This window comes from Kribbella qitaiheensis (genome assembly GCF_014217565.1).
In the GTDB taxonomy this organism is placed as follows: Bacteria; Actinomycetota; Actinomycetes; order Propionibacteriales; family Kribbellaceae; genus Kribbella; species Kribbella qitaiheensis_A.
In genome coordinates, this window is sequence record NZ_CP043661.1 from 7,382,738 (window position 1) to 7,402,848 (window position 20,111).

General features: G+C 68.9%; 15 protein-coding genes and 3 pseudogenes. 16 read left to right on the forward strand and 2 right to left on the reverse strand.

Annotated elements, in window-relative coordinates; all coding sequences use genetic code 11:
* Positions 1 to 75: 75 nt before the first annotated feature.
* The 10 genes and pseudogenes from F1D05_RS35030 to ftsZ all read left to right on the forward strand — a co-directional run bounded on the left by F1D05_RS35030 (position 76) and on the right by ftsZ (position 11,828).
* Positions 76 to 1,584: a UDP-N-acetylmuramoyl-L-alanyl-D-glutamate--2,6-diaminopimelate ligase gene (locus F1D05_RS35030; RefSeq protein WP_428995045.1), complete on the forward strand. Its 1,509-nt coding sequence runs from the start codon at positions 76 to 78 to the stop codon at positions 1,582 to 1,584.
* Positions 1,581 to 2,975: a UDP-N-acetylmuramoyl-tripeptide--D-alanyl-D-alanine ligase gene (locus F1D05_RS35035; RefSeq protein WP_185444561.1), complete on the forward strand. Its 1,395-nt coding sequence runs from the start codon at positions 1,581 to 1,583 to the stop codon at positions 2,973 to 2,975. Before F1D05_RS35030 ends, F1D05_RS35035 begins: the two co-directional genes overlap by 4 nt.
* On the forward strand, positions 2,972 to 4,048 hold the full coding sequence (gene mraY, locus F1D05_RS35040) for a phospho-N-acetylmuramoyl-pentapeptide-transferase (RefSeq protein WP_185444562.1): 1,077 nt from the start codon (positions 2,972 to 2,974) through the stop codon (positions 4,046 to 4,048). Before F1D05_RS35035 ends, mraY begins: the two co-directional genes overlap by 4 nt.
* A pseudogene (murD, locus tag F1D05_RS35045) lies at positions 4,045 to 5,485 on the forward strand (UDP-N-acetylmuramoyl-L-alanine--D-glutamate ligase). The gene mraY and the pseudogene murD overlap by 4 nt, the downstream one beginning before the upstream one ends.
* A 15-nt stretch (positions 5,486 to 5,500) precedes the next feature.
* Positions 5,501 to 6,784 (forward strand): putative lipid II flippase FtsW, encoded by a 1,284-nt coding sequence (gene ftsW / locus F1D05_RS35050; RefSeq protein ID WP_185444563.1) that lies wholly within the window; start codon positions 5,501 to 5,503, stop codon positions 6,782 to 6,784.
* A gap of 24 nt (positions 6,785 to 6,808) precedes the next feature.
* The gene (murG, locus tag F1D05_RS35055) at positions 6,809 to 7,897 is read left to right on the forward strand and encodes an undecaprenyldiphospho-muramoylpentapeptide beta-N-acetylglucosaminyltransferase (protein ID WP_185444564.1); all 1,089 of its coding nucleotides are present in this window, start codon (positions 6,809 to 6,811) and stop codon (positions 7,895 to 7,897) included.
* Positions 7,894 to 9,333 carry a UDP-N-acetylmuramate--L-alanine ligase gene (gene murC / locus F1D05_RS35060; RefSeq protein WP_185444565.1) on the forward strand — a complete coding sequence of 480 codons (1,440 nt, stop codon included), beginning with the start codon at positions 7,894 to 7,896 and terminating at the stop codon, positions 9,331 to 9,333. Before murG ends, murC begins: the two co-directional genes overlap by 4 nt.
* A gap of 19 nt (positions 9,334 to 9,352) precedes the next feature.
* A pseudogene (locus F1D05_RS41525) lies at positions 9,353 to 9,616 on the forward strand (cell division protein FtsQ/DivIB); the annotation flags it as partial.
* Positions 9,617 to 9,698: 82 nt separating this feature from the next.
* Positions 9,699 to 10,094 (forward strand): cell division protein FtsQ/DivIB, encoded by a 396-nt coding sequence (locus F1D05_RS41530; RefSeq protein ID WP_246486223.1) that lies wholly within the window; start codon positions 9,699 to 9,701, stop codon positions 10,092 to 10,094.
* A 270-nt stretch (positions 10,095 to 10,364) separates the two neighbouring features.
* Positions 10,365 to 11,828: a cell division protein FtsZ gene (ftsZ, locus tag F1D05_RS35070; protein WP_185444566.1), complete on the forward strand. Its 1,464-nt coding sequence runs from the start codon at positions 10,365 to 10,367 to the stop codon at positions 11,826 to 11,828.
* Between the two features lie 53 nt (positions 11,829 to 11,881).
* On the opposite strand, the gene F1D05_RS35075 is transcribed toward ftsZ, so the two are convergent.
* Positions 11,882 to 12,388 carry an ArsR/SmtB family transcription factor gene (locus F1D05_RS35075; protein ID WP_185444567.1) on the reverse strand — a complete coding sequence of 169 codons (507 nt, stop codon included), beginning with the start codon at positions 12,386 to 12,388 and terminating at the stop codon, positions 11,882 to 11,884.
* Positions 12,389 to 12,445: 57 nt separating this feature from the next.
* Between F1D05_RS35075 and F1D05_RS35080 the strand changes: the two genes are divergently transcribed.
* The 6 genes from F1D05_RS35080 (at position 12,446) to F1D05_RS35105 (ending at position 16,718) form a co-directional block, all read left to right on the forward strand.
* Positions 12,446 to 13,426 carry a S41 family peptidase gene (locus F1D05_RS35080; protein WP_185444568.1) on the forward strand — a complete coding sequence of 327 codons (981 nt, stop codon included), beginning with the start codon at positions 12,446 to 12,448 and terminating at the stop codon, positions 13,424 to 13,426.
* Positions 13,427 to 13,435: 9 nt separating this feature from the next.
* Complete coding sequence (locus tag F1D05_RS35085; RefSeq protein WP_185444569.1) at positions 13,436 to 14,167, forward strand: polyphenol oxidase family protein; 732 nt, start codon at positions 13,436 to 13,438, stop codon at positions 14,165 to 14,167.
* Positions 14,164 to 14,874, forward strand: coding sequence for a YggS family pyridoxal phosphate-dependent enzyme (locus F1D05_RS35090; protein WP_185444570.1), 711 nt, complete (start codon positions 14,164 to 14,166; stop codon positions 14,872 to 14,874). Before F1D05_RS35085 ends, F1D05_RS35090 begins: the two co-directional genes overlap by 4 nt.
* A 37-nt stretch (positions 14,875 to 14,911) precedes the next feature.
* Positions 14,912 to 15,427: a cell division protein SepF gene (locus F1D05_RS35095; RefSeq protein WP_185444571.1), complete on the forward strand. Its 516-nt coding sequence runs from the start codon at positions 14,912 to 14,914 to the stop codon at positions 15,425 to 15,427.
* A 38-nt stretch (positions 15,428 to 15,465) separates the two neighbouring features.
* Positions 15,466 to 15,771: a YggT family protein gene (locus F1D05_RS35100; protein ID WP_185444572.1), complete on the forward strand. Its 306-nt coding sequence runs from the start codon at positions 15,466 to 15,468 to the stop codon at positions 15,769 to 15,771.
* Positions 15,772 to 15,947: 176 nt separating this feature from the next.
* Entirely contained in the window at positions 15,948 to 16,718 is a 771-nt protein-coding gene (locus tag F1D05_RS35105; RefSeq protein WP_185444573.1) for a DivIVA domain-containing protein, read from the forward strand.
* Positions 16,719 to 16,906: 188 nt separating this feature from the next.
* On the opposite strand, the pseudogene ileS reads toward F1D05_RS35105, so the two are convergent.
* A pseudogene (ileS, locus tag F1D05_RS35110) lies at positions 16,907 to 20,060 on the reverse strand (isoleucine--tRNA ligase).
* Positions 20,061 to 20,111: the final 51 nt, after the last annotated feature.

The following is a 20,111-nucleotide window of genomic DNA, read 5'->3' on the forward strand; positions in this document are numbered from 1 at the left end:
GGTGTGACCGGGCCCGGAGCGGTAGCCTCTGGGCCCGTGTCCACCCCTTCCGCCGCAGGCGGCGCCGTAGCCGCGATCAGGCCGCGGCACACAGTCCCGATCAGCCTCGCCGAGCTCGCCGCAACCGCCGGGGCACGCATCCCTGCGACCGATGCGGAGGTGACCGGCGTATCGCTGGACTCCCGCTCGATCCTCCCTGGTGACCTGTACGCCGCCCTGCCGGGCGCGGTCACCCACGGTGCGGCTTTCGTCGAAGGAGCACGAGCCGCCGGCGCTGTCGCGGTACTGACCGACCCGGCCGGTGAGGACCGTGCAATCGCCGCCGGCCTGCCGACGCTCGTAGTCGGCAAACCACGCGAGGTGCTCGGCGCTGTCGCCGCCCAGATCTACGGTGAGCCCACCAAGGGCCTCCGGCTGCTCGGCGTGACCGGTACCAACGGCAAGACCACCACCAGCTACCTGCTCGACGCCGTACTGCGGAACGTCGGCCAAGCGGCCCTGATCGGCACGATCGAGACCCGGATCGGCAGCGGCGCCGATGCGGAGGTCGTCAAGAGCGTCCGGACGACGCCGGAAGCCACCGACCTGCAGGCCTTGTTCGCCGTGATGCGCGAGCAGGCCGTCGCCTGGTGCGCGATGGAGGTGTCGAGCCACGCGCTGGCGATGGGCCGGGTCGACGGGGCGCGGTACGCCGTCGCCGGGTTCACCAATCTGACCCAGGATCACCTCGACTTCCACAAGACGTTCGAGGAGTACTTCGCGGCGAAGGCCTCTCTGTTCACGCCCGAACTGTGCGATCTGGCAGTGGTGAACATCGATGACGAATACGGCCGCCGGCTCGCCGCGCAGACCGTCGTACCGCTGGTGACGGTCTCTACGACCGGCGAGGCGGACTGGACCGTGGCGGCCAAGCACCTGTCCGAGCACGGCACCACGGTGCTGGACATCCAGGGCCCAGGCGAGACGCTCACGGTCGAGATCCGGCTGCCCGGTGACTTCAACGTGGCGAACGCGCTGCTGGCTGTCGCGATGCTCCGGCAGGTCGACGTACCGGCCGAGGCGATTGCGGCGGGACTGCAGACGGCCGCAGTACCGGGGCGGATGGAGACCTTCACGCGTGGCGACGGCCTGGCCGTGATCGTCGACTACGCGCACACGCCGGATGCCGTCGCGCTGGCCCTGCAGGCGGCTCGTGGCGCGACCAAGGGCCGGCTGTTCGCCGTTGTCGGCTGCGGTGGTGACCGGGATGCCGGCAAGCGGCCCGCGATGGGCGCTGCGGCAGCACGGACAGCAGACGTGGTGATCGTGACCGACGACAACCCTCGCAGCGAGGACCCGGCGACGATCCGCGCCGCGGCGATCGAGGGCGCGCGAGCCGCAGTACCGGGGTTTGAGCTGCGCGAGGTGGGGGACCGGCGCGAGGCGATCGCCACCGCGATAGGACTGGCCGGCCCGGGGGATACCGTCGTGGTGCTCGGCAAGGGCCATGAGACAGGTCAGGACGTGGGCGGCGTGATCCACCCGTTCGACGACCGCGAGACCGTGCGCGAACTGATCGCGGCGACCCAGGAGACAGCACTGTGATCCCAGTCAGTTGCGGCCAGATCGCGGAAGCGGTCGGCGGTGAACTCTTCGGGGTGGACCCCGCGGCCGTCGTCGACGCCGCCGTCGTGATCGACTCCCGCAAGGTCGAGCCGGGCGGCCTGTTCGTCGCCTTCGACGGCGAGAACGTGGACGGGCACGACTACGTCGCCGCGGTGACCGCCGCCGGCGCGACCGCCTCCATCACCACCCGCGCGATCGCGGGCAGCCCCTGCATCGTCGTACCGAATGCACAGACCGCACTCGGCGAGTTGGCCCGGCTGGTGATCTCCCAGCTGCCGAATCTCACCGTGGTCGGGCTGACCGGCTCGCAGGGCAAGACCAGTACGAAGGACCTGATCGCCCAGCTGCTCGCGCCGTACGGCGAGACGGTGGCGCCGTACGGGTCGTTCAACAATGAGCTCGGGCACCCGCTGACCGCCTTGCAGACGAACGAGCAGACCCGGTTCCTGGTCGCGGAGATGGGCGCCCGGCACGTCGGCGACATCACCTACCTGTGCCGGATCACGCCGCCGAAGATCGGCATGGTGCTGAACGTCGGCCACTCCCACATCGGTGAGTTCGGCAGCCGGGACGCGATCGCGCAGGGCAAGGGCGAGCTGATCGAGGCCGTCCTGCCGGGCGGGACCGCCATCCTCAACGCCGACGATCCGCGGGTCGCCGCGATGACCGCCCGGACCAAGGAGTCCGTGGTCACCTTCGGTGAAGGGCCCGACGCGGATGTCCGGGCTACGGATGTCGTCCTCGACGCGGATGGCCGGCCTGGGTTCACCCTGCACGTCGGAGGCACCGAGCACGCCGTACAGCTCCAGCTGGTCGGCGAGCATCAGGTCCCGAACGCGCTGGCCGCCGCTGCCGCCGTACAGGCTGCTGGGCTGACGCCGGAGCAGATCGCCGCCGGGCTGAACACGGCGAGCACGAAGTCGAAGTGGCGGATGGAGGTCACCGAGCGCGCCGACGGCGTGACGGTGATCAACGACGCCTACAACGCCAATCCCGATTCGGTCCGGGCCGCCCTCAAGGCGCTGGTCGCGATCGGCCGGGCCAGAGGAGCCCGGACCTGGGCGGTGCTCGGCCCGATGGGCGAACTGGGCGACACCTCGCTGGAGGAGCACGACGGGATCGGCCGGCTGGCGGTCCGGCTGGACGTCAACCGGCTGGTCGCGGTCGGCGAGGCGGCCCGCCCGATCCACCTCGGCGCCTCCCTGGAAGGATCGTGGGGCAACGAGTCGGCGTACGTCGACAGCTCGGACGAAGCACTCGAGTTGCTTCGCAAGGAATTGCGGCAGGGAGATGTGGTGCTGGTGAAGGCGTCCCGGTTCGTCGGGCTCGACCGGCTGGCCACGGCCCTGATCGAGGAGGCTTCGCAGTGATCTCGATCCTGCTCGCGGGCGCCGTGTCGATGGCGCTCACGCTGCTCGGCACCCGGCTGGCGATCAACGTGCTGGCCAACCGCGGCTACGGCCAGGAGATCCGCGACGACGGACCGACGTCGCACCACACCAAGCGCGGGACGCCGACGATGGGCGGCACCGTCTTCATCACCGCGACCATCGTCGGGTACTTCGTGGCGAAGCTGTTCACGATGACCCAGCCGAGCGCGTCGGCGCTGCTGGTGCTGTTCATGTTCGCCGGGATGGGCGCGGTCGGCTTCCTGGACGACTTCATCAAGATCGTCCGGCAGCGCAGCCTCGGCCTGCGCAGCAAGGCGAAGCTGGCCGGGCAGACGCTGGTCGCGGTGGCGTTCGCCGTCCTCGCGCTGCAGTTCCCCGACGATCGCGGCCAGCGGCCAGCGTCGCCGTTCATCTCCTTCATCCGCGACATCAGCTGGCTGCACCTGGCGCCGATCCTGGTCGTGATCTGGATCCTGCTGCTGATCGCCGGGATGTCGAACGGCGTGAACCTGGCCGACGGCCTGGACGGGCTGGCGACCGGAGCCTCGATGATGGTGTTCGGCGCGTACACGCTGATCTGCATCTGGCAGTTCAACCAGAGCTGCGGGACCACGCCGGGCTCGCGGTGTTACGAGGTACGAGATCCGCACGACCTCGCCGTCGTCGCCGCGGCCCTGACGGGTGCCCTGTTCGGGTTCCTGTGGTGGAACGCGTCGCCGGCCAAGATCTTCATGGGTGACACGGGTTCGCTGTCGCTGGGTGGCGCGGTGGCCGGCCTGGCAGTGATGACCCGGACCGAACTGCTGGTGCTGCTGCTCGGCGGGCTGTTCGTCATCATCACCGCCTCGGTGATCCTGCAGGTCAGCTGGTTCAAGATCACCAAACGCACCGGCGGCGTCGGCAAACGGCTCTTCCGGATGGCGCCGCTGCAGCACCACTTCGAGATGCTCGGCTGGGAACAGGTCAACGTGGTGATCCGGTTCTGGATCATCTCCGGCCTCTGCGTCGCCACCGGGCTCGGCTTGTTCTACGCGGAATGGGTGGCCGGATGAGTCTGTCGACACGGACCGACGAAGGCTGGGCGGCGACCCGTTTCGTCGTCCTCGGCTTCGGTACCGCGGGCTACGCCTGCGCCGACTCGCTGTTGCAGGCAGGGGCCGAGAACGTCGTGGTGCTGGACGACCGCGACACCGAGGCGCTCCGGGAGAAGGCGCAGATCCTCGAGACTCTCGGTGCCACCATCAAGCTTGGTGCGGGCAGCACCGCTGAGTTGCCGGCCGACGTGGAGATCGTCGTCACCTCGCCCGGCATCCCGCCGCACGCACCGCTGCTGGCCGCCGCGGCGGCTCGCGACGTCCCGATCTGGAGCGAGATCGAGCTGGCCTGGCGGCTGCGCGATCCCGCGAACGCCGCGCCCTGGCTCTGTGTCACCGGCACCAACGGCAAGACCACGACGGTCCAGATGCTGACCTCGATCCTGACCGCGGCCGGCCACCGTGCCGTTGCCGCCGGCAACGTCGGGCTGCCGCTGCTCGAAGCCGTGATGGACCCGGAACCGTTCGACGTGATCGCGGTCGAGCTGTCCAGCTACCAGCTGCACTTCACCCAGTCGATGTCCCCGCACTCCGCGGCGGTGCTGAACATCGCACCGGACCATGTCGACTGGCACGGATCGATGGAGGGCCTACACCGCCGACAAGGGCCGGATCTACGAGAACTGCCAGATCGCCTGCGTCTACAACGTCGCCGACCCGGTGACCGAACAGCTCGTGGTCGACGCGGACGTGATCGAGGGCTGCCGCGCGGTCGGTTTCACCCTCGGTATGCCGGCGATCTCGATGGTCGGCCTGGTCGAGGACCTGATCGTCGACCGTGCGTTCGTGGAACAGCGCGCATCGTCGGCGCTGGAGATCGCGGCCGTGGCCGACGTCAACCCGCCCGCGCCGCACAACGTGGCCAATGCGCTTGCCGCTGCCGCGCTGGCTCGCGCGTTCGGCGTACCGGCGAGCGCAGTACGGGACGGGTTGCGGAAGTTCCGGCCGGACGCGCACCGGATCGCGCACGTCGCGGAAGTTGCCGGGGTCAACTATGTGGACGATTCCAAGGCGACCAACCCACATGCGGCGCAGGCTTCACTGTCCGCCTACGAGCATGTCGTGTGGATCGCCGGCGGTCAGGCCAAGGGCGCTACCTTCGACGATCTGGTCCTTGCCGCGAAGGACCGGTTGCGGGCCGTAGTCCTGCTCGGCCAGGACAAGCAGGTGATCGCCGAAGCACTTGCCCGACACGCGCCAGATGTCCCGACGATCACAGTCGAGTCAACGGAGACTGGTGCTATGGAGACCGTGGTGGGGGAGGCTGCGAAGCTCGCACAGGTGGGAGACACCGTGCTGCTCGCACCCGGCTGCGCTTCCTGGGACATGTTCGCCAACTATGGAGCCCGCGGAGACGCCTTCGCCGAAGCCGTACTGCGGCTGGGCGACAGCTGATCCGGGGGTGATCGCATGACGACGATCACTGACCGTCCGGACGACAAGGCTGCGCCTTCCTCGTCCTCATCCCCGGCGAACGAGCGGCGCTGGGTGTCCGCGGTCAAGGACGTGCTGGACCGGCCGCTCACGTCGTACCACATCCTGCTCGGCGCCACCGGCCTGTTGCTGGTGCTCGGGCTGTTGATGGTGCTGTCGGCGTCCAGCGTCCTGTCGTACAACGTCAACCACGGCAACCAGTACGCGATCTTCTACCGCCAGCTGATCTGGGTCGGCGTCGGCCTGCCGATGGCGTACGTCGCCTCGCGGATGACGCCACGGCACTTCCGGATGCTCGCGTACGTCGCGTTGCTGGGCTCGGTGTTCCTGCTCGTGCTCACCTACGTGCCGGGTCTGGGCAAGAACGTCAACGGCAACACGAACTGGATCTCCTTCGGCGGTCCCCTGCAGATCCAGCCGAGCGAGTTCGCCAAGCTGGCGCTGGTGCTGTGGTGCGCGGATCTCTACGCCCGCAAGCAGAAGCTGCTCACCCAGTGGAAGCATCTGCTGGTCCCGATGGTGCCGGTCTGCGGTCTGGTGATCGCGCTCATCATCGGCCAGCACGACCTGGGTACCTCGCTGGTGCTGATGGCCGTGATGGTCGGGATGATCTGGGTCGTCGGCGCACCGACCAGACTGTTCGTCGCGATGCTGGCCGTGGTCGGCACGATCGGCGGCTTCTTCGTCAGCCAGGAGAGCTACCGGATGGCCCGGGTGGCGCAGTTCATGGATCCGTTCGCGGATCCGAGCGGCGTCGGCTGGCAGGCGTACCACGCGTTCTACGCGCTCTCCACCGGTGGCTGGTGGGGCGTCGGGATCGGCAACAGCCGGCAGAAGTGGGGCAACCTGCCCGAGGCGCACACCGACTTCATCTTCGCGGTGATCGGCGAGGAGCTCGGGCTGATCGGGTCACTGACCGTGCTCGCGCTGTTCCTCACCCTGGCGTACGCCGGTGTCCGGATTGCGACCAGGACCGCCGAGCCGTTCATCCGCTACGCCGCGGCCGGAATCACGGTCTGGATCATGGCCCAGACGCTGGTCAACCTGGGTGCCGTGATCGGACTGCTACCCATCGTGGGTATCCCGCTCCCGCTTTTGTCGTACGGTGGGTCCGCACTGCTGCCGACGCTGATCGCGATCGGCATGCTGTTGTCCTTCGCGAAGGCCGAGCCCGGCGCGCAGGGCCGCCTTGAAGGAACACCGGCGGCCGTTGTTCGGGTGGATGTCGTCGTGGCGTACACCTGGCCGCACTGGCCGTGAGAACACGCGGGAGCGTTGAAAGCTGTGCCGAGTATCGTTCTGGCCGGTGGTGGTACCGCCGGCCATACTTCCCCCCTGATCGCCACCGCCGACGCCCTGCGCCGGATCGACCCGACCGTCGAGATCCTCGCGCTCGGGACCGAGCGCGGGATCGAGGTCCGCGTCATCCCCGAGGCCGGCTACCGGCTCGAGCTGATCCCGCCCGTCCCGTTGCCGCGCAAGCCCACGCCGGCGCTGTTCGCCGTACCGGGCAAGATGCTCAGCTCGGTGAACGCCGCCCGCAAGATCCTCGACGAGGCCAAGGCCGACGTCCTGGTCGGCTTCGGCGGTTACGTCTCCACCCCGGCGTACGTCGCGGCCTGGCGTCGCAAGACCCCGATCGTCGTGCACGAAGGCAACGCGATGCCGGGGATCGCGAACAAGTTCGCGGCCCGCTACTGCACCGAGACCGTGGCGACCTCGTTCCCGGGCACCGAGTTGCCGCACGCCAACTATGTCGGGCTGCCGATCCGCCGGGCGATCTCGACGATGGACCGGGCGGCGCTCCGGGCGGAGGCGCGTGCGTTCTTCGGGCTGGACCCGGACGCGCCGACGGTGTTCGTGACCGGCGGTTCGACCGGCGCCCAGCGGCTCAACGAGGGCTTCGGCGGCGCCGCGGCCGATCTGCAGGCCGCCGGTGTGCAGGTGCTGCACGCGATCGGGTCCAAGAACACCCTGGAGATCGAGCAGACCGGCCGGTACCCGTACCGCGTGCTCAACTACATCGACCGGATGGAGCTCGCCTACGCCGCGGCCGACCTGGTCGTCTGCCGTGCGGGTGCGAACACGGTCACCGAGGTTTCCGGTATCGGGCTGCCTGCCATCTACGTTCCGCTGCCGATCGGTAACGGTGAGCAGCGAGTCAACGCCAAGGCGGTCGTGGACGCCGGTGGCGCGTTCCTGGTCGACAACGCCGAGGTGACGCCGGACTGGGTCCGCGCGACCGTTCCGCAACTTGTGCACGACCAGGTGCGTCTACAGAGCATGTCCACCGCTGCGCAGGGTCTGATCCGTCTCGACGCCGACGACCGGTTGGCGCGGATCATCCTCGATGTGGTGAGGTCTGCTTCGTGATCGTCACCGCCCCTGATACCCACCTGCCCGCCGAGAAGCTGGGCCGGGTGCACTTCGTCGGAATCGGCGGCGCCGGCATGTCCGGTATCGCCCGCATCATGGCCTCCCGCGGGATCGAGGTCTCCGGATCCGACGCCAAGGACGGCCGTGTGCTTGCCGCGCTGCGCGCCCTGGGCGCCACCTGCTGGGTCGGTCACGCCGCCGAGCACGTCGCGGCCGTGGACACCGTCGTGGTCTCCACCGCGATCCGGGAGACCAACCCCGAGGTGGTCGCCGCCCGGGCTGCCGGTATCCCGATCCTGCCGCGGGCAGCCGCGCTCGCCTCGGTGATGGTCGGCCGCCGCACGATCGCGGTCGCCGGGACGCATGGCAAGACCACCACCACGTCGATGCTGACGGTCGCGCTGCAGCACTGCGCCGCCGACCCGTCGTACGCGATCGGTGGCAACCTGAACGAGTCCGGCTCGAACGCGCACGACGGCAGCGGTGAGCTGTTCGTCGCCGAGGCCGACGAGTCCGACAAGTCGTTCCTGACCTACAGCCCCGAGGTGTCGATCGTCACGTCGGTCGAGCCGGACCACCTGGACAACTACGGCGACGAGGCCAGTTACCGGCTCGCGTTCGAGCAGTTCTGTGATCGGGTCGTCCCCGGCGGATTCATGGTGATCTGTGTCGACGACGCCGGTGCCCGCCGGTTGGCCGAGTTCGCCCGCGCCCGCGGCATCGACGTACGGACGTACGGCGAAGCGGAGGACGCGGACACCCGGGTGACCGAACTCACCGCGACCGGTGCGGTCCAGTCGTTCGTGCCGGTGTTCCGCGGCCGCAAGCTGCCGATCGTGCATCTGCAGCAGGCCGGCAAGCACAACGCGCTGAACGCGGCGGCCGCCCTCACCGTCGGCCTCGGGCTGCACTTCTCCGCCGCGGACCTGGCCGAGGGGCTCGCTTCCTTCACCGGGACCGGCCGCCGGTTCGAGTTCAAGGGCCAGGAGGACGGCGTCCGCGTCTTCGACTCCTACGCCCACCACCCGACCGAGCTGACGGTGGACCTGATCGCCGCCCGGCAGGTCGCGGGGGAGGGCCGCGTGATCGCGTGCTTCCAGCCGCACCTGTTCAGCCGGACCAGGATCTTCGCGACCGAGTTCTCCGTGGCGCTGGGGCTGGCCGACGAGGTCGTCGTGATGGACATCTTCGCCGCGCGGGAGGACCCCGAGCCCGGGGTCACCGGCGCGCTGATCGCGAACCATGTGCCGCTGAAGCCGGACCAGGTCCGGTTCGAGCCGTCCTGGTCGGCCGTTCCGCGAGTGGTCGCCGACCTCGCCGTACCGGGTGACCTGGTGGTCACCCTCGGCGCCGGCGACGTCACGCTGATCGGGCCCGAGGTGGTCGGGCTACTGGCCGAACGTGCGGCGCTGACCGCCGCGACGATCGAGTGATCGCGATGGTGTCGAAGGGATGAGTCAAAGCACTGACCTTGCCCGGGCACAACAGCGCTTCGCGCGCCGGCAACGGTTGGTGCGGTGGAAGGGCTGGTTGCCCTGGGCGGTCGGCGGCTTCTTGCTGCTGCTCGCCGGCGTGGTGGTCTGGATCTTCTACTTCTCGTCGCTGCTCGCGGTCACCGGGGTCCGGGTGACCGGGATCGACACGGTGCCGGAGGCAACGATCATCGAGGTGGCCGCGGCCCCGATCGGGCAACCCCTTGCCAAGGTGGATCTGGCCGCGATCGCGGATCGGGTCCGGACCGTGCAGGCGGTCGCCGACGCGCAGGTGACCAGGGGCCTGGCCGAACCGGCTGGAGATCGTGGTTACCGAGCGGGTACCGGTGGTCGTCGTCACCGACGGCAAGAAGTTCGAGCTGGTCGACGCGACCGGGGTGTCCTTCAAGAGCGTGCCGAACAGGCCGGACGGGCTGCCCGAAGCGCTGGTGGTCGGTGCCCGACGCGATGTCACGATCCGTTCGGTGGTGACGGTTTCGGCTGCCCTGCCGATCGCGTTGCGGGCCGAGGTGGCGTCGATCTCGGCGGCCTCGCCGGACTCGATCACCCTCAACCTCGGGTCCGGGGTGACGGTTGTCTGGGGCAGTTCCGATGACAGTGCGCGCAAGGCCGAAGTACTCAGCGTGCTGATGAAGCGCCAGGCGAAGACCTACGACGTGTCGGCGCCCGATCTTCCTGTCACCAAAGGGGAAAAGAAGTAACGCGTCACATCCTGATACGCGGCGGCGAGGCGCGTGGACTTTGCCGGATAGGCTCCGTAGCGTCGGGCGTAATCTAAAGTTGACACAACTCTAACCATCTACTTCAGGTTGAACCCCAAAATTCTACTTCAGGTCGAACCCCTGGTTTTTCTGGAGGTTCAGGCTCGGCTGGATCGAGTGGGGCCCGGTGCGCAACGGCGTTCGGGGAGCAGGCGCAGCTCGGAGGCCAACCGGCCATAACGGGAACAGAACGAGGCGAGAGGCGCGGACGTGGCGGCACCGCAGAACTATTTGGCACTCATCAAGGTTGTCGGCATCGGCGGAGGCGGCGTCAATGCCGTGAACCGGATGATCGAACACGGCCTGAAGGGCGTTGAGTTCATCGCCATCAACACGGACGCGCAAGCGCTGTTGATGAGCGACGCGGACGTCAAGCTCGACATCGGCCGGGAGGAGACCCGGGGCCTCGGCGCCGGCGCGAACCCGGCGATCGGGCAGAAGGCCGCCGAGGACCACGCGGAGGAGATCGAGGAGGCGCTGAAGGGTGCCGACATGGTCTTCGTCACCGCGGGTGAGGGCGGCGGCACCGGCACCGGCGGCGCGCCGGTGGTGTCGCGGATCGCGCGCTCCCTCGGGGCGCTGACGATCGGTGTGGTGACGCGGCCGTTCTCCTTCGAGGGCAAGCGCCGCGCGACCCAGGCGGAGGACGGCATCGCCGCGCTCCGTGAAGAGGTCGACACCCTGATAGTCATTCCGAATGACCGCCTCCTGACCATCTCCGACCGCGCCGTCTCGGTGCTGGACGCCTTCAAGCAGGCCGATCAGGTGCTGCTGCAGGGTGTCTCGGGGATCACCGACCTGATCACCACCCCCGGCCTGATCAACGTGGACTTCGCCGACGTGAAGGCGGTGATGTCCAACGCCGGCTCGGCGCTGATGGGCATCGGCTCGTCCCGCGGTGAGGACCGCGCGGTCGCGGCGGCCGAGGCGGCCATCTCCTCGCCGTTGCTGGAGGCAAGCATCGAGGGTGCGCACGGGGTGCTGCTCTCGATCGCGGGTGGCTCCGACCTCGGCCTGTTCGAGATCAACGAGGCCGCCCAGCTGGTCTCGGAGTCCGCGCACACCGACGCGAACATCATCTTCGGCGCGGTCATCGACGACGCACTCGGCGACGAGGTGCGGGTGACCGTGATCGCGGCCGGCTTCGACGGCGGGATGCCGAAGCGCCGCGAGCAGGCGATGAACAGCGCCCGCCCGCAGAACCGGCTGCCCGCCGCGGGTGGCGACGTCGCCACCCAGGGCACGCCGCGGCCGGCTGTCGACCAGAACCAGCCGCAGCAGCAGGCCGCGCCGCAGAACCAGGCGCCGTACAGCGCGCCGATGCCCACCCCGCAGGGCCAGCCGGATGCCGGTCAGCCTGCTCAGCAGAACCAGTCGCCGGTTCCCCAGGTTCCGGCGGGGACGCCGACGGACGACACCGTGCCGGTGCCCGCCACGGACCAGGGCCGGCCCGGCTCCGGTACGACGCACTCGGCGCGCCCGCAGGCCGGTGAGCCGGTCCGGACGGCACACCAGCCCGGCACCAACCAGCCGCCGGCGCCGGCGCAGCACTCCTGGCCGACCACCGGCCCGAGCAACTCGCCGGCCACGCACCAGCCGCCGCCGCCCCAGCGCCAGCCGCGTAAGCCGGACAACGACGAAGACGATCTGGACATCCCGGATTTCCTGAAATAGTCCACCAGCACGTGCGAAACGGGAGCCTTCGGGCTCCCGTTTTCATTGGCCCTTCATTGGCGCGGCCGGTACACCGACGCGATCACGCCGTACCGGGCCTCGTCCCGGCCGGCGTCCTGCAGGGAGTCGACCAGCTCGCCGAGCCGCTCCATCAACTCTTCGGCCTGGCGCTCGGTCAGCCGGATGTTCCGCAGCGTCAGCATCGGCTCGCCCGACGAGCCCTCCAGCTCGGCAGCCACTGCTTGCAGGGCGACCGTGGTGTTCGCCCGTCGTCCGTCGCCGGTGAAGTCGAACATCTTCGCGGCCCGGCGGTAGTACTGCTCGGTGCCGCCACGAACCTGTCGCGTCTCGGCCAGCTGGACCAGCCCGGCATCCCGCAGTACGCCGAGGTGGTGGGCGACGTTGCCCTTGCCGACAGCGAGCGAGGCCGCCAGTTGGCTGATCGTCGCGGCCTCCTGCCCGAGAGCGAACAGCAGCCGGTGCCGGAGCGGGTGGCCGAGGGCCTTGAACTGCGCGGCCGACGAGATCTCCAGCCGGTCGGCCGGTTCGGAGGTGGTCATGAATCAAGCGTCAAGAATTCTTGACACTTTGTCAAGAACGGTGCTTCACTCGTCGGCATGCGGACGGATGAGATCAAGACGGTGACCGAGCGCCTCGCGGTGCTGGTCGAGCAGAAGTACGTGTTCCCCGAGGTCGGCGCCGAGGTGGCCGCCCGGCTCCGGCAGGCGGCGGCCGCCGGCCGGTACGACGAGCTGACGGACCCCGAGCAGTTGGGCGCCCAGGTGACGGCAGATCTGCAGGCCGGCAACCAGGACAAGCATCTGCGGCTCAAGTACCACCTGGACGAGGTGGTGGACGAGACCGACCCGGTCGCCGAAGAGGCCGCCTGGATGGCCAGGTCCGAGTTGACCGGCGGCGGGATGGCGCGGGTCGAGCGCCTGCCGGGCAACGTCGGCCTGCTCGAGATCCGGCCGTTGCTGTTCGATCCGGCGCACGCCGGCCGGCAGGTGAGCGCGGCCTTGTCGTTGCTGGCAGCAACCGATGCGCTGGTGATCGACCTGCGCCGCTGCCTGGGCGGCTCACCGGAGATGGTGACCTTCCTGTGCAGTCATCTGTTCGACGGCGAGCCGGTGCACCTGAACGATCTGGTCACTCCGGCCGAAGGCACCCGGCGCCAGTTCTGGACGGTGCCGCTCCTGCCCGGCCCGCGCTTCGGCGGCAGCAAGCCGATCTGGGTGCTGACCAGTTCCGCCACCTTCTCCGGCGGCGAAGAGCTCGCCTACGACCTGCAGCAACTCGGCCGGGCGACGGTCGTCGGCGAGCGGACCGGCGGCGGCGCGCATCCTCGCGAGGGCTTCAAGCTGCACCCGCGGCTGGAGGCGACCGTCCCGATCATGCGCGCGGAGAATCCGGTGTCCGGGACGAACTGGGAGGGCGTCGGCGTCATTCCCGACCTCGAGCTCGCGGCCGCGGACGCGTTCGACGAGGCGTACCGGTTGGCGCTGCGTCATGTCGTCGAGCTGCCGGCCGGGCCGGAACGGCGCAGTGTGACCGACGAGGCGAGCGAAGTGCTCGGTTCGCTGCCGGTTGCTGGATAGCCTTTGCTCGTGTTCGGCTATGACGAGGTCCTCGACGGTGTCCGGTTCGCTTTCACCGACCGATTCGGAGGGGCCAGCCAATCGCCGTACGGCGAATTGAACCTCGGCAGCCCGGCCGGGGAGGGCGAGGCGCCGATCGCGGAGAACTACCGGCGGATCGCCGCGGAGTTCGGAGTCGTCCCGGACGGCGTGGTGCGAGTCAGCCAGGTGCACGGGCGGGATGTCGTCGTGATCCGGCCTGGTGACGAGTTGCCGCTGCGGCCGATGCCGCACGCCGACGCGTTGGTGACCACCCGGACCGATGTGGCGCTGTGCGTCCGGGCCGCCGATTGCCTGCCGGTCCTGCTGGCCGATCGGGTCAACGGTGTCGTCGGTGCCGCTCATTGCGGTCGCCGCGGGATGCACGCCGGCGTAGTACCGGCCGCTGTGGAGGCGATGCGCGAGCTCGGCGCGGGCCGGATCACCGCAGTACTCGGGCCTTATGCGTGCGGCAAGTGCTACGAGGTGCCGGCGGAGATGCGAGCCGAAGTCGCCGAGCGGGTGCCCGCGTCGTACGCCGAGACGAGCTGGGGGACACCGTCGATCGACGTGGCCGCCGGGGTCGTCGCGCAGTTGGCCGAGCTGGACTGTGAGGTGGTCGACGTGACCAGCTGCACGATCGAGTCCGCGAACCTGTACAGCTACCGTCGCGAGGGCGCGGTCAGTGGCCGGATGGCCGGACTGGTCCGGTTGCTGCCGTGAGCCGCGAGGACGAGCTCCGGGAGAACCTCCGGTTGGTCCGTGAACGGATCCAGGAGGCCTGTCAGGCGGCCGGGAGGCCCGAGGGGTCGGTGACCCTCGTGGGGATCACCAAAACCTTCCCAGTCAGCGATGTGCGGGCTCTCGCGGACCTGGGCGTGACCGAGGTGGGGGAGAACCGCGAGCAGGAGCTCAAGGCGAAGGCGCCCGAGTGCCCGGACCTGCACTGGCACTTCGTCGGTCAGCTGCAGTCGAAGAAGGCCCGCTCGGTCGTCCGGAACGCCCAGGTCGTCCACTCGGTCGACCGGTCCTCGCTGGTGTCGGCCTTGTCGAAGGCCGCCGTGGAGGAAGGCCGCGTACTGCGGTGCCTGCTGCAGGTGAGCCTGGCGTCGTACGGATCGGCGGATGCCGCCACCGGAGTCAGCCGCGGCGGCGTCGAGCCGGCCGACGTACCGGCTCTCGCGGCGGAGGTCGCCGCCGCGGACGGGCTCGAGCTCGGCGGAGTGATGGCGGTCGCCCCGTTGGGGTCCGACCCCGACGAGGCGTTCGGCGGCCTTGCCGTAGTAGCCTCCCGGTTACGCTCCGAACATCCGGGAGCCGACTGGATCTCGGCCGGCATGACCGGCGATCTGGAAGCCGCGATCAGGCATGGGGCGACACACGTTCGCCTCGGGCGCGCATTACTCGGAACCCGTACTCCTCTGGGCTAGTGTCGACATCGATACTCGACAGAAGGGCTGGAGGGCCATGAGCGGCGCGTTGCGCAAGATGGGTGTGTACCTCGGCTTGGTCGAGGACGGCGAGCGCTACAACACGCGCTACGACGACGGCTACGACGAGTACGCGGACGAGGCCGTCGACGGGGAATCCCACGAGCCCGAGCCGGTCCCGGCAGTTCGCGAGTCAGCTCGTGACGAGCAGGTCGGCACGGTCAGCAAGTTCCCAGATCGGCGTGGCGCATCACCTTCCCCGGAGGTTACCGAGTTGGCCCGCATCACCACCGTGCACCCGCGCAGCTACAACGAGGCCCGGGTGATCGGTGAGCACTTCCGCGACGGCACGCCCGTCATCATGAACCTGACCGAGATGGACCACGCCGACGCCAAGCGGCTGGTGGACTTCGCGGCCGGCCTGATCTTCTGCTGCCGCGGCTCGATCGAGCGGATCACCACCAAGGTGTTCCTGGTCTGCCCGCCGAACGTGACGGTGGCCGCCGAGGAGAAGGAAAAGATTGCCGCCGACGGGTTCTACAACCAGAGCTGACGTCCGGTTACCCCCGGTCTTCTACACTCTTTGCTGACATGGTTGCTCTCGGGTTCGTCCTCAGTGTTCTCAGCTGGGTGTTGCTCGCCTTCTTCTTGATGTTGGTGGCGCGCTTCGTCTTCAGCTTGATCCTCATGTTCGCCCCGCAGTGGCACCCGAAAGGGCCGCTGCTGCTGCTGGTCGAACTGATCTACTCCGTCAGCGATCCGATCCTTCGGCCGCTGCGGCGGATCCTGCCCCCGATCGGAGCCGGCGGTATCCGGATCGACCTGTCGATGCTGATGCTGTTCGTGCTCGTCTCGGTGGCGATGTCGATCAATTCGACCGCGATCAACTCGCTGTGAACCCGCGAACAGCCACGATGGGAGTTGGGTAAGAAGGCCCCGACCCGGATGCGTCGGGGAACGTTATCGCCCGCCCGGATTCCGCCAGAACACAACGAAGCGATAACGTGATCTACTGAGTCGCCGAGGTGCAGACCACGGGGACTCCGCCAAGACACAGACAAACGAGGTGAAAGATGCCGCTGACGCCGGATGACGTCCGCTCGAAGCAGTTCACGCCCGTCCGATTGCGGGAGGGCTACGACGTCACAGAGGTCGACTCCTTCCTCGACGAGGTGGAGGCCGAGCTCGAGCGACTTCTCGCCGAGAACGAGGAGCTGCGGGCCAAGCTGGCCGCTGCCCAGCGCGCCGGATCGGGGCAGGAGCGCCCGGTGGTCGACCAGACCGCCGCGCTGCCGCCTGTGGTCCAGCAGCCCAAGCCCGCTCCGGTCGTGGTCGAGAAGCCCGAGGAGAAGCCACCACCAGTCGTCGCTCCCGCTGTAGCGGCCGCGGGGGCTGCTGCGGCAGCCGGAACCGTCGGCGACGCCTCCAGCTCGGCCGTACGGCTGCTGGAGATGGCGACCAAGCACTCCGACGACCTGGTCCAGGAGGCGAAGGACACCGCCGACAAGATCATCGGCGAGGCCCGCGCCAAGGCCGAGCGGTTGGAGAACGAGGCTCGTGGCAAGGCCGACCGGATGACCGGCGAGGCTCGTGCCCGCGCCGAGAAGCTGGACGGCGAGATCGCTGAGCGCCGCGCCCAGATGCTGGGCACGCTGGAGAAGCAGAAGGGTCAGCTCGAGCGCACCATCGACGACCTGCACGCTTACGAGCGCGAGTACCGCAGCCGGCTGAAGACGTACTTCACCGAGCAGCTGAAGGCACTCGGCAACGGCGATGACACGCTGAGCCCGCGCAACGGCTTCCGCCCGGAGGCCCGCGCCCAGGCTCACGGTCACGGCGTCTAAAAACACCTGACTCAGGGGCGGTGCTAATCCGGCAGCACCGCCTCTTCGTCATGTCTGGATACTTCTGACTGACGGTCGCCTGACGGTGACGGTGCGCATTTCAGCCGGACCCCGCTGAACGCTTGCGTCCGAAGAGGTGAGGGTCTTGCCCCTCACTTCTTCGGACGCAAGCTCGTGGAGTTGACGATTCAGGCCTTGGCCAGCCAGTAGGTCAGGCCGAGGTCCTCGTCGGAGCCGGTGGCCAGGCCGGTTGTTGCCGAGGGCGCCGATGGGGTCAGCTCGGTGGCGAGCACCTCGCGGGCGATCAGGTCGGCGTGCTTGCCCAGGGCCTCGGCCAGTTCGGTATCCGTCGCGGCGAGCCAGACCACGATCCGGTCCGAGACCTCGAGGCCGGTGTTCTTCCTGGCCTCCTGCAGGGTCCGGACCACCTCGCGGGCGAGCCCGGCCAGCTTCAGCTCCGGCGTCACCTCCAGATCGAGCGCGACGGTCTCACCCTGCTCGTTCACGACCGACCAGCCCTCACGCGGCCGCTCCGACAGCAGCACCTCGGCCGCGCTGACCTCGACGTTCTCGCCGTCGACCACCACGGTCGCCGTACCGGATGCCTTGATGGAGGCGGCCAGGGCCGGCGGCGTCGGCCGCCGCGATCGCGGCCGCGACCACCGGCGTCTGCTTGGCGAAGCGCTTGCCGAGCTCGCGGAAGTTGCCCTTCGCGGAGAACTCGACCAGGTCCGCGCCCGCCGACGACAGCGGCTCCACCGAACCGACGTTCAGCTCCTCGGCGATCTCGGCGAGCAACTCGTCGTCCAGCTCCGCGATCGCGGCCGAGCCGACCAGCGCCCGGCTGAGCGGCTGCCGGGTCCGGACCTTCGCCTCGGCCCGGGCGGACCGGCCCAGCTCGACGACCCGGCGCGCCATCGACACGTGGGTCGCGAGCGCGTCGTCGATCAGCGTCTCGTCGTACTGCGGGAAAGCGGTCAGGTGCACCGAGTCGGCGAGATGGGGCGTGACCGGGCGGAACACGTCCTGCCAGACCCGCTCGGTGACGAACGGCGTGAGCGGCGCCATCAGCCGGGTGAGCACCTCGAGCGTCTCGTGCAGCGTGGCCAGCGCGCCGGCGTCGCCGGCCCAGAACCGGCGGCGCGAACGGCGTACGTACCAGTTGGAGAGCACGTCGATGAAGCCGCTGATCTGGGCGCCGAGCTTCTGCGTGTCGTAGGTCGCATAGGCGACATCGGTCTCCCGGACCAGCCGGTTCGTCTCGCTGACCAGCCAGCGGTCCAGCACCGAACGCTCGGCGACCGGCGGCACCTCGGCCGTCGGCGACCAGTCGGCCAGCCGGGCGTAGAGCGCGTGGAAGGCGACCGTGTTCCAGTACGTCAGCAGCACCTTGCGGACGATCTCGTTCAGGACGTTCGGGCCGATGCCGCGCGCTTTCCACGGCGAGCCGGAGCAGGCCATGAACCAGCGGACCGCGTCCGCGCTGTGGTTGTCCATCAGCGGGATCGGCTCGAGGATGTTGCCCAGGTGCTTGGACATCTTCCGGCCGTCCTCGGCCATGATGTGCCCCAGGCAGACGACATCGCGGTACGACGACTCGTCGAACACCAGCGTGCCGATCGCCATCAGCGTGTAGAACCAGCCCCGGGTCTGGTCGATCGCCTCGGCGATGAAGTCCGCCGGGTAGGCCTGGTCGAACTTCTCCTTCGACCCTTCCGCCCACGGGTAGCCCCACTGGGCGAACGGCATCGAGCCCGAGTCGTACCAGGCGTCGATCACCTCGGCGACGCGGGTCGACTCCTCGCCACAGGTCGGGCAGGCGAAGGTGATGTCGTCGACGTACGGCCGGTGCGGGTCGGTCGCGGACAGGTCGCGCCCGGCCAGCTCGCCCAGCTCGGCCAGTGAGCCGACGCAGACCTGGTGGTCCTCGCCGCAGCGCCAGATCGGCAGCGGCGTACCCCAATAGCGGGAGCGGGAGACGGCCCAGTCGATGTTGTTCCGCAGCCAGTCGCCGTACCGGCCCCACTTGACCGAGTCGGGGAACCAGTTGGTCTTCTCGTTCTCGCGGAGCAGCGCGTCCTTCACCTGCGTAGTACGGATGTACCAGGACGGCAGTGCGTAGTACATGACCGGCGTGTGGCAGCGCCAGCAGTGCGGGTACGGGTGCTCGTACGGAACGTGCCTGAACAGGACGCCGCGCTCCTGCAGGTCCTTGACCAGGTCGGAGTCGGCCTTCTTGAAGAACTGGCCGCCGACCAGCGGCACGTCGGCGCCGAAGCGTCCGTCGGACTCCACCGGGTTCACCACCGGCAGGTTGTAGGCCCGCGCGACCAGCAGGTCGTCTGCGCCGAAGGCGGGGGACTGGTGCACGAGACCCGTGCCGTCCTCTGTAGTCACGTACTCAGCCAGTACTACGTAGTGCGCCGGCTCGGGGAACTCCACCAGCTCGAACGGGCGCTGGTAGGTCCAGTGCTCCATGTCGCGGCCGTTGTAGCGCTCTGTGACCGTCCAGCCCTCGCCCAGCGCCGACAGCAGCGGCTCCGCGACGACCAGCGACTCGTTGCCGTCTGTAGCGACCACATAGTCGACATCGGGGTGTACGGCGACGGCCGTGTTGGAGACCAGCGTCCAGGGGGTCGTCGTCCAGACCAGCAGCGACGCCTTGCTCGCCAGCGGGCCCGAGGTGAGCGGGAAACGGACGTAGACCGAGGGGTCGACGACCGTCTCGTAGCCCTGGGCGAGCTCGTGGTCGGACAGTCCGGTGCCACAGCGCGGGCAGTAGGGCGTGATGCGGTAGTCCTCGACCAGCAGGCCCTTGTCGTGGATCTGCTTCAGCGACCACCAGACGGACTGGACGTACTCCGGGTCCATCGTCTTGTACGGGTGCTCCAGATCGACCCAGTAGCCCATCCGGTTGGTCAGCTCGTTGAAGGCGCCGACGTTGCGCAGGACCGACTCACGGCACTTCGCGTTGAACTCGGCGATGCCGTACGCCTCGATGTCCTTCTTGCCGTTGAAGCCGAGTTCCTTCTCGACGGCGACCTCGACCGGCAGGCCGTGGCAGTCCCAGCCCGCCTTGCGCTCGACCGAGAACCCCTTCATCGTCCGGTAGCGGGGGAACACGTCCTTGAAGACGCGCGCCTCGATGTGGTGCGTACCGGGCATGCCGTTCGCGGTCGGCGGGCCCTCGTAGAAGGTCCAGGGCAGGCCGTCGGCGGTCTGCTCGAGGCTCCGGGCGAAGGTGTCCTGCTCGTCCCAGTGCTTGAGCACGTCACGCTCGATCGCGGGCAGGTCGACCTGGGCCGGGACCTGCTGCCAACCGGTGCTGGGGTGTTCCGCCATCTCTTCGTCCTTCGTCACGAGCCTGCTGCTTCGGCGACGAAGGGACGAGGC

Excerpts from the sequence above, each read along its gene's own strand:
- ftsW (WP_185444563.1), top strand. The coding sequence starts at position 5,501 with ATGACGACGATCACTGACCGTCCGGACGACAAGGCTGCGCCTTCCTCG.
- F1D05_RS35075 (WP_185444567.1), bottom strand. The coding sequence starts at position 12,388 with ATGACCACCTCCGAACCGGCCGACCGGCTGGAGATCTCGTCGGCCGCG.
- F1D05_RS35080 (WP_185444568.1), top strand. The coding sequence starts at position 12,446 with ATGCGGACGGATGAGATCAAGACGGTGACCGAGCGCCTCGCGGTGCTG.
- F1D05_RS35095 (WP_185444571.1), top strand. The coding sequence starts at position 14,912 with ATGAGCGGCGCGTTGCGCAAGATGGGTGTGTACCTCGGCTTGGTCGAG.
- F1D05_RS35100 (WP_185444572.1), top strand. The coding sequence starts at position 15,466 with ATGGTTGCTCTCGGGTTCGTCCTCAGTGTTCTCAGCTGGGTGTTGCTC.
- F1D05_RS35105 (WP_185444573.1), top strand. The coding sequence starts at position 15,948 with ATGCCGCTGACGCCGGATGACGTCCGCTCGAAGCAGTTCACGCCCGTC.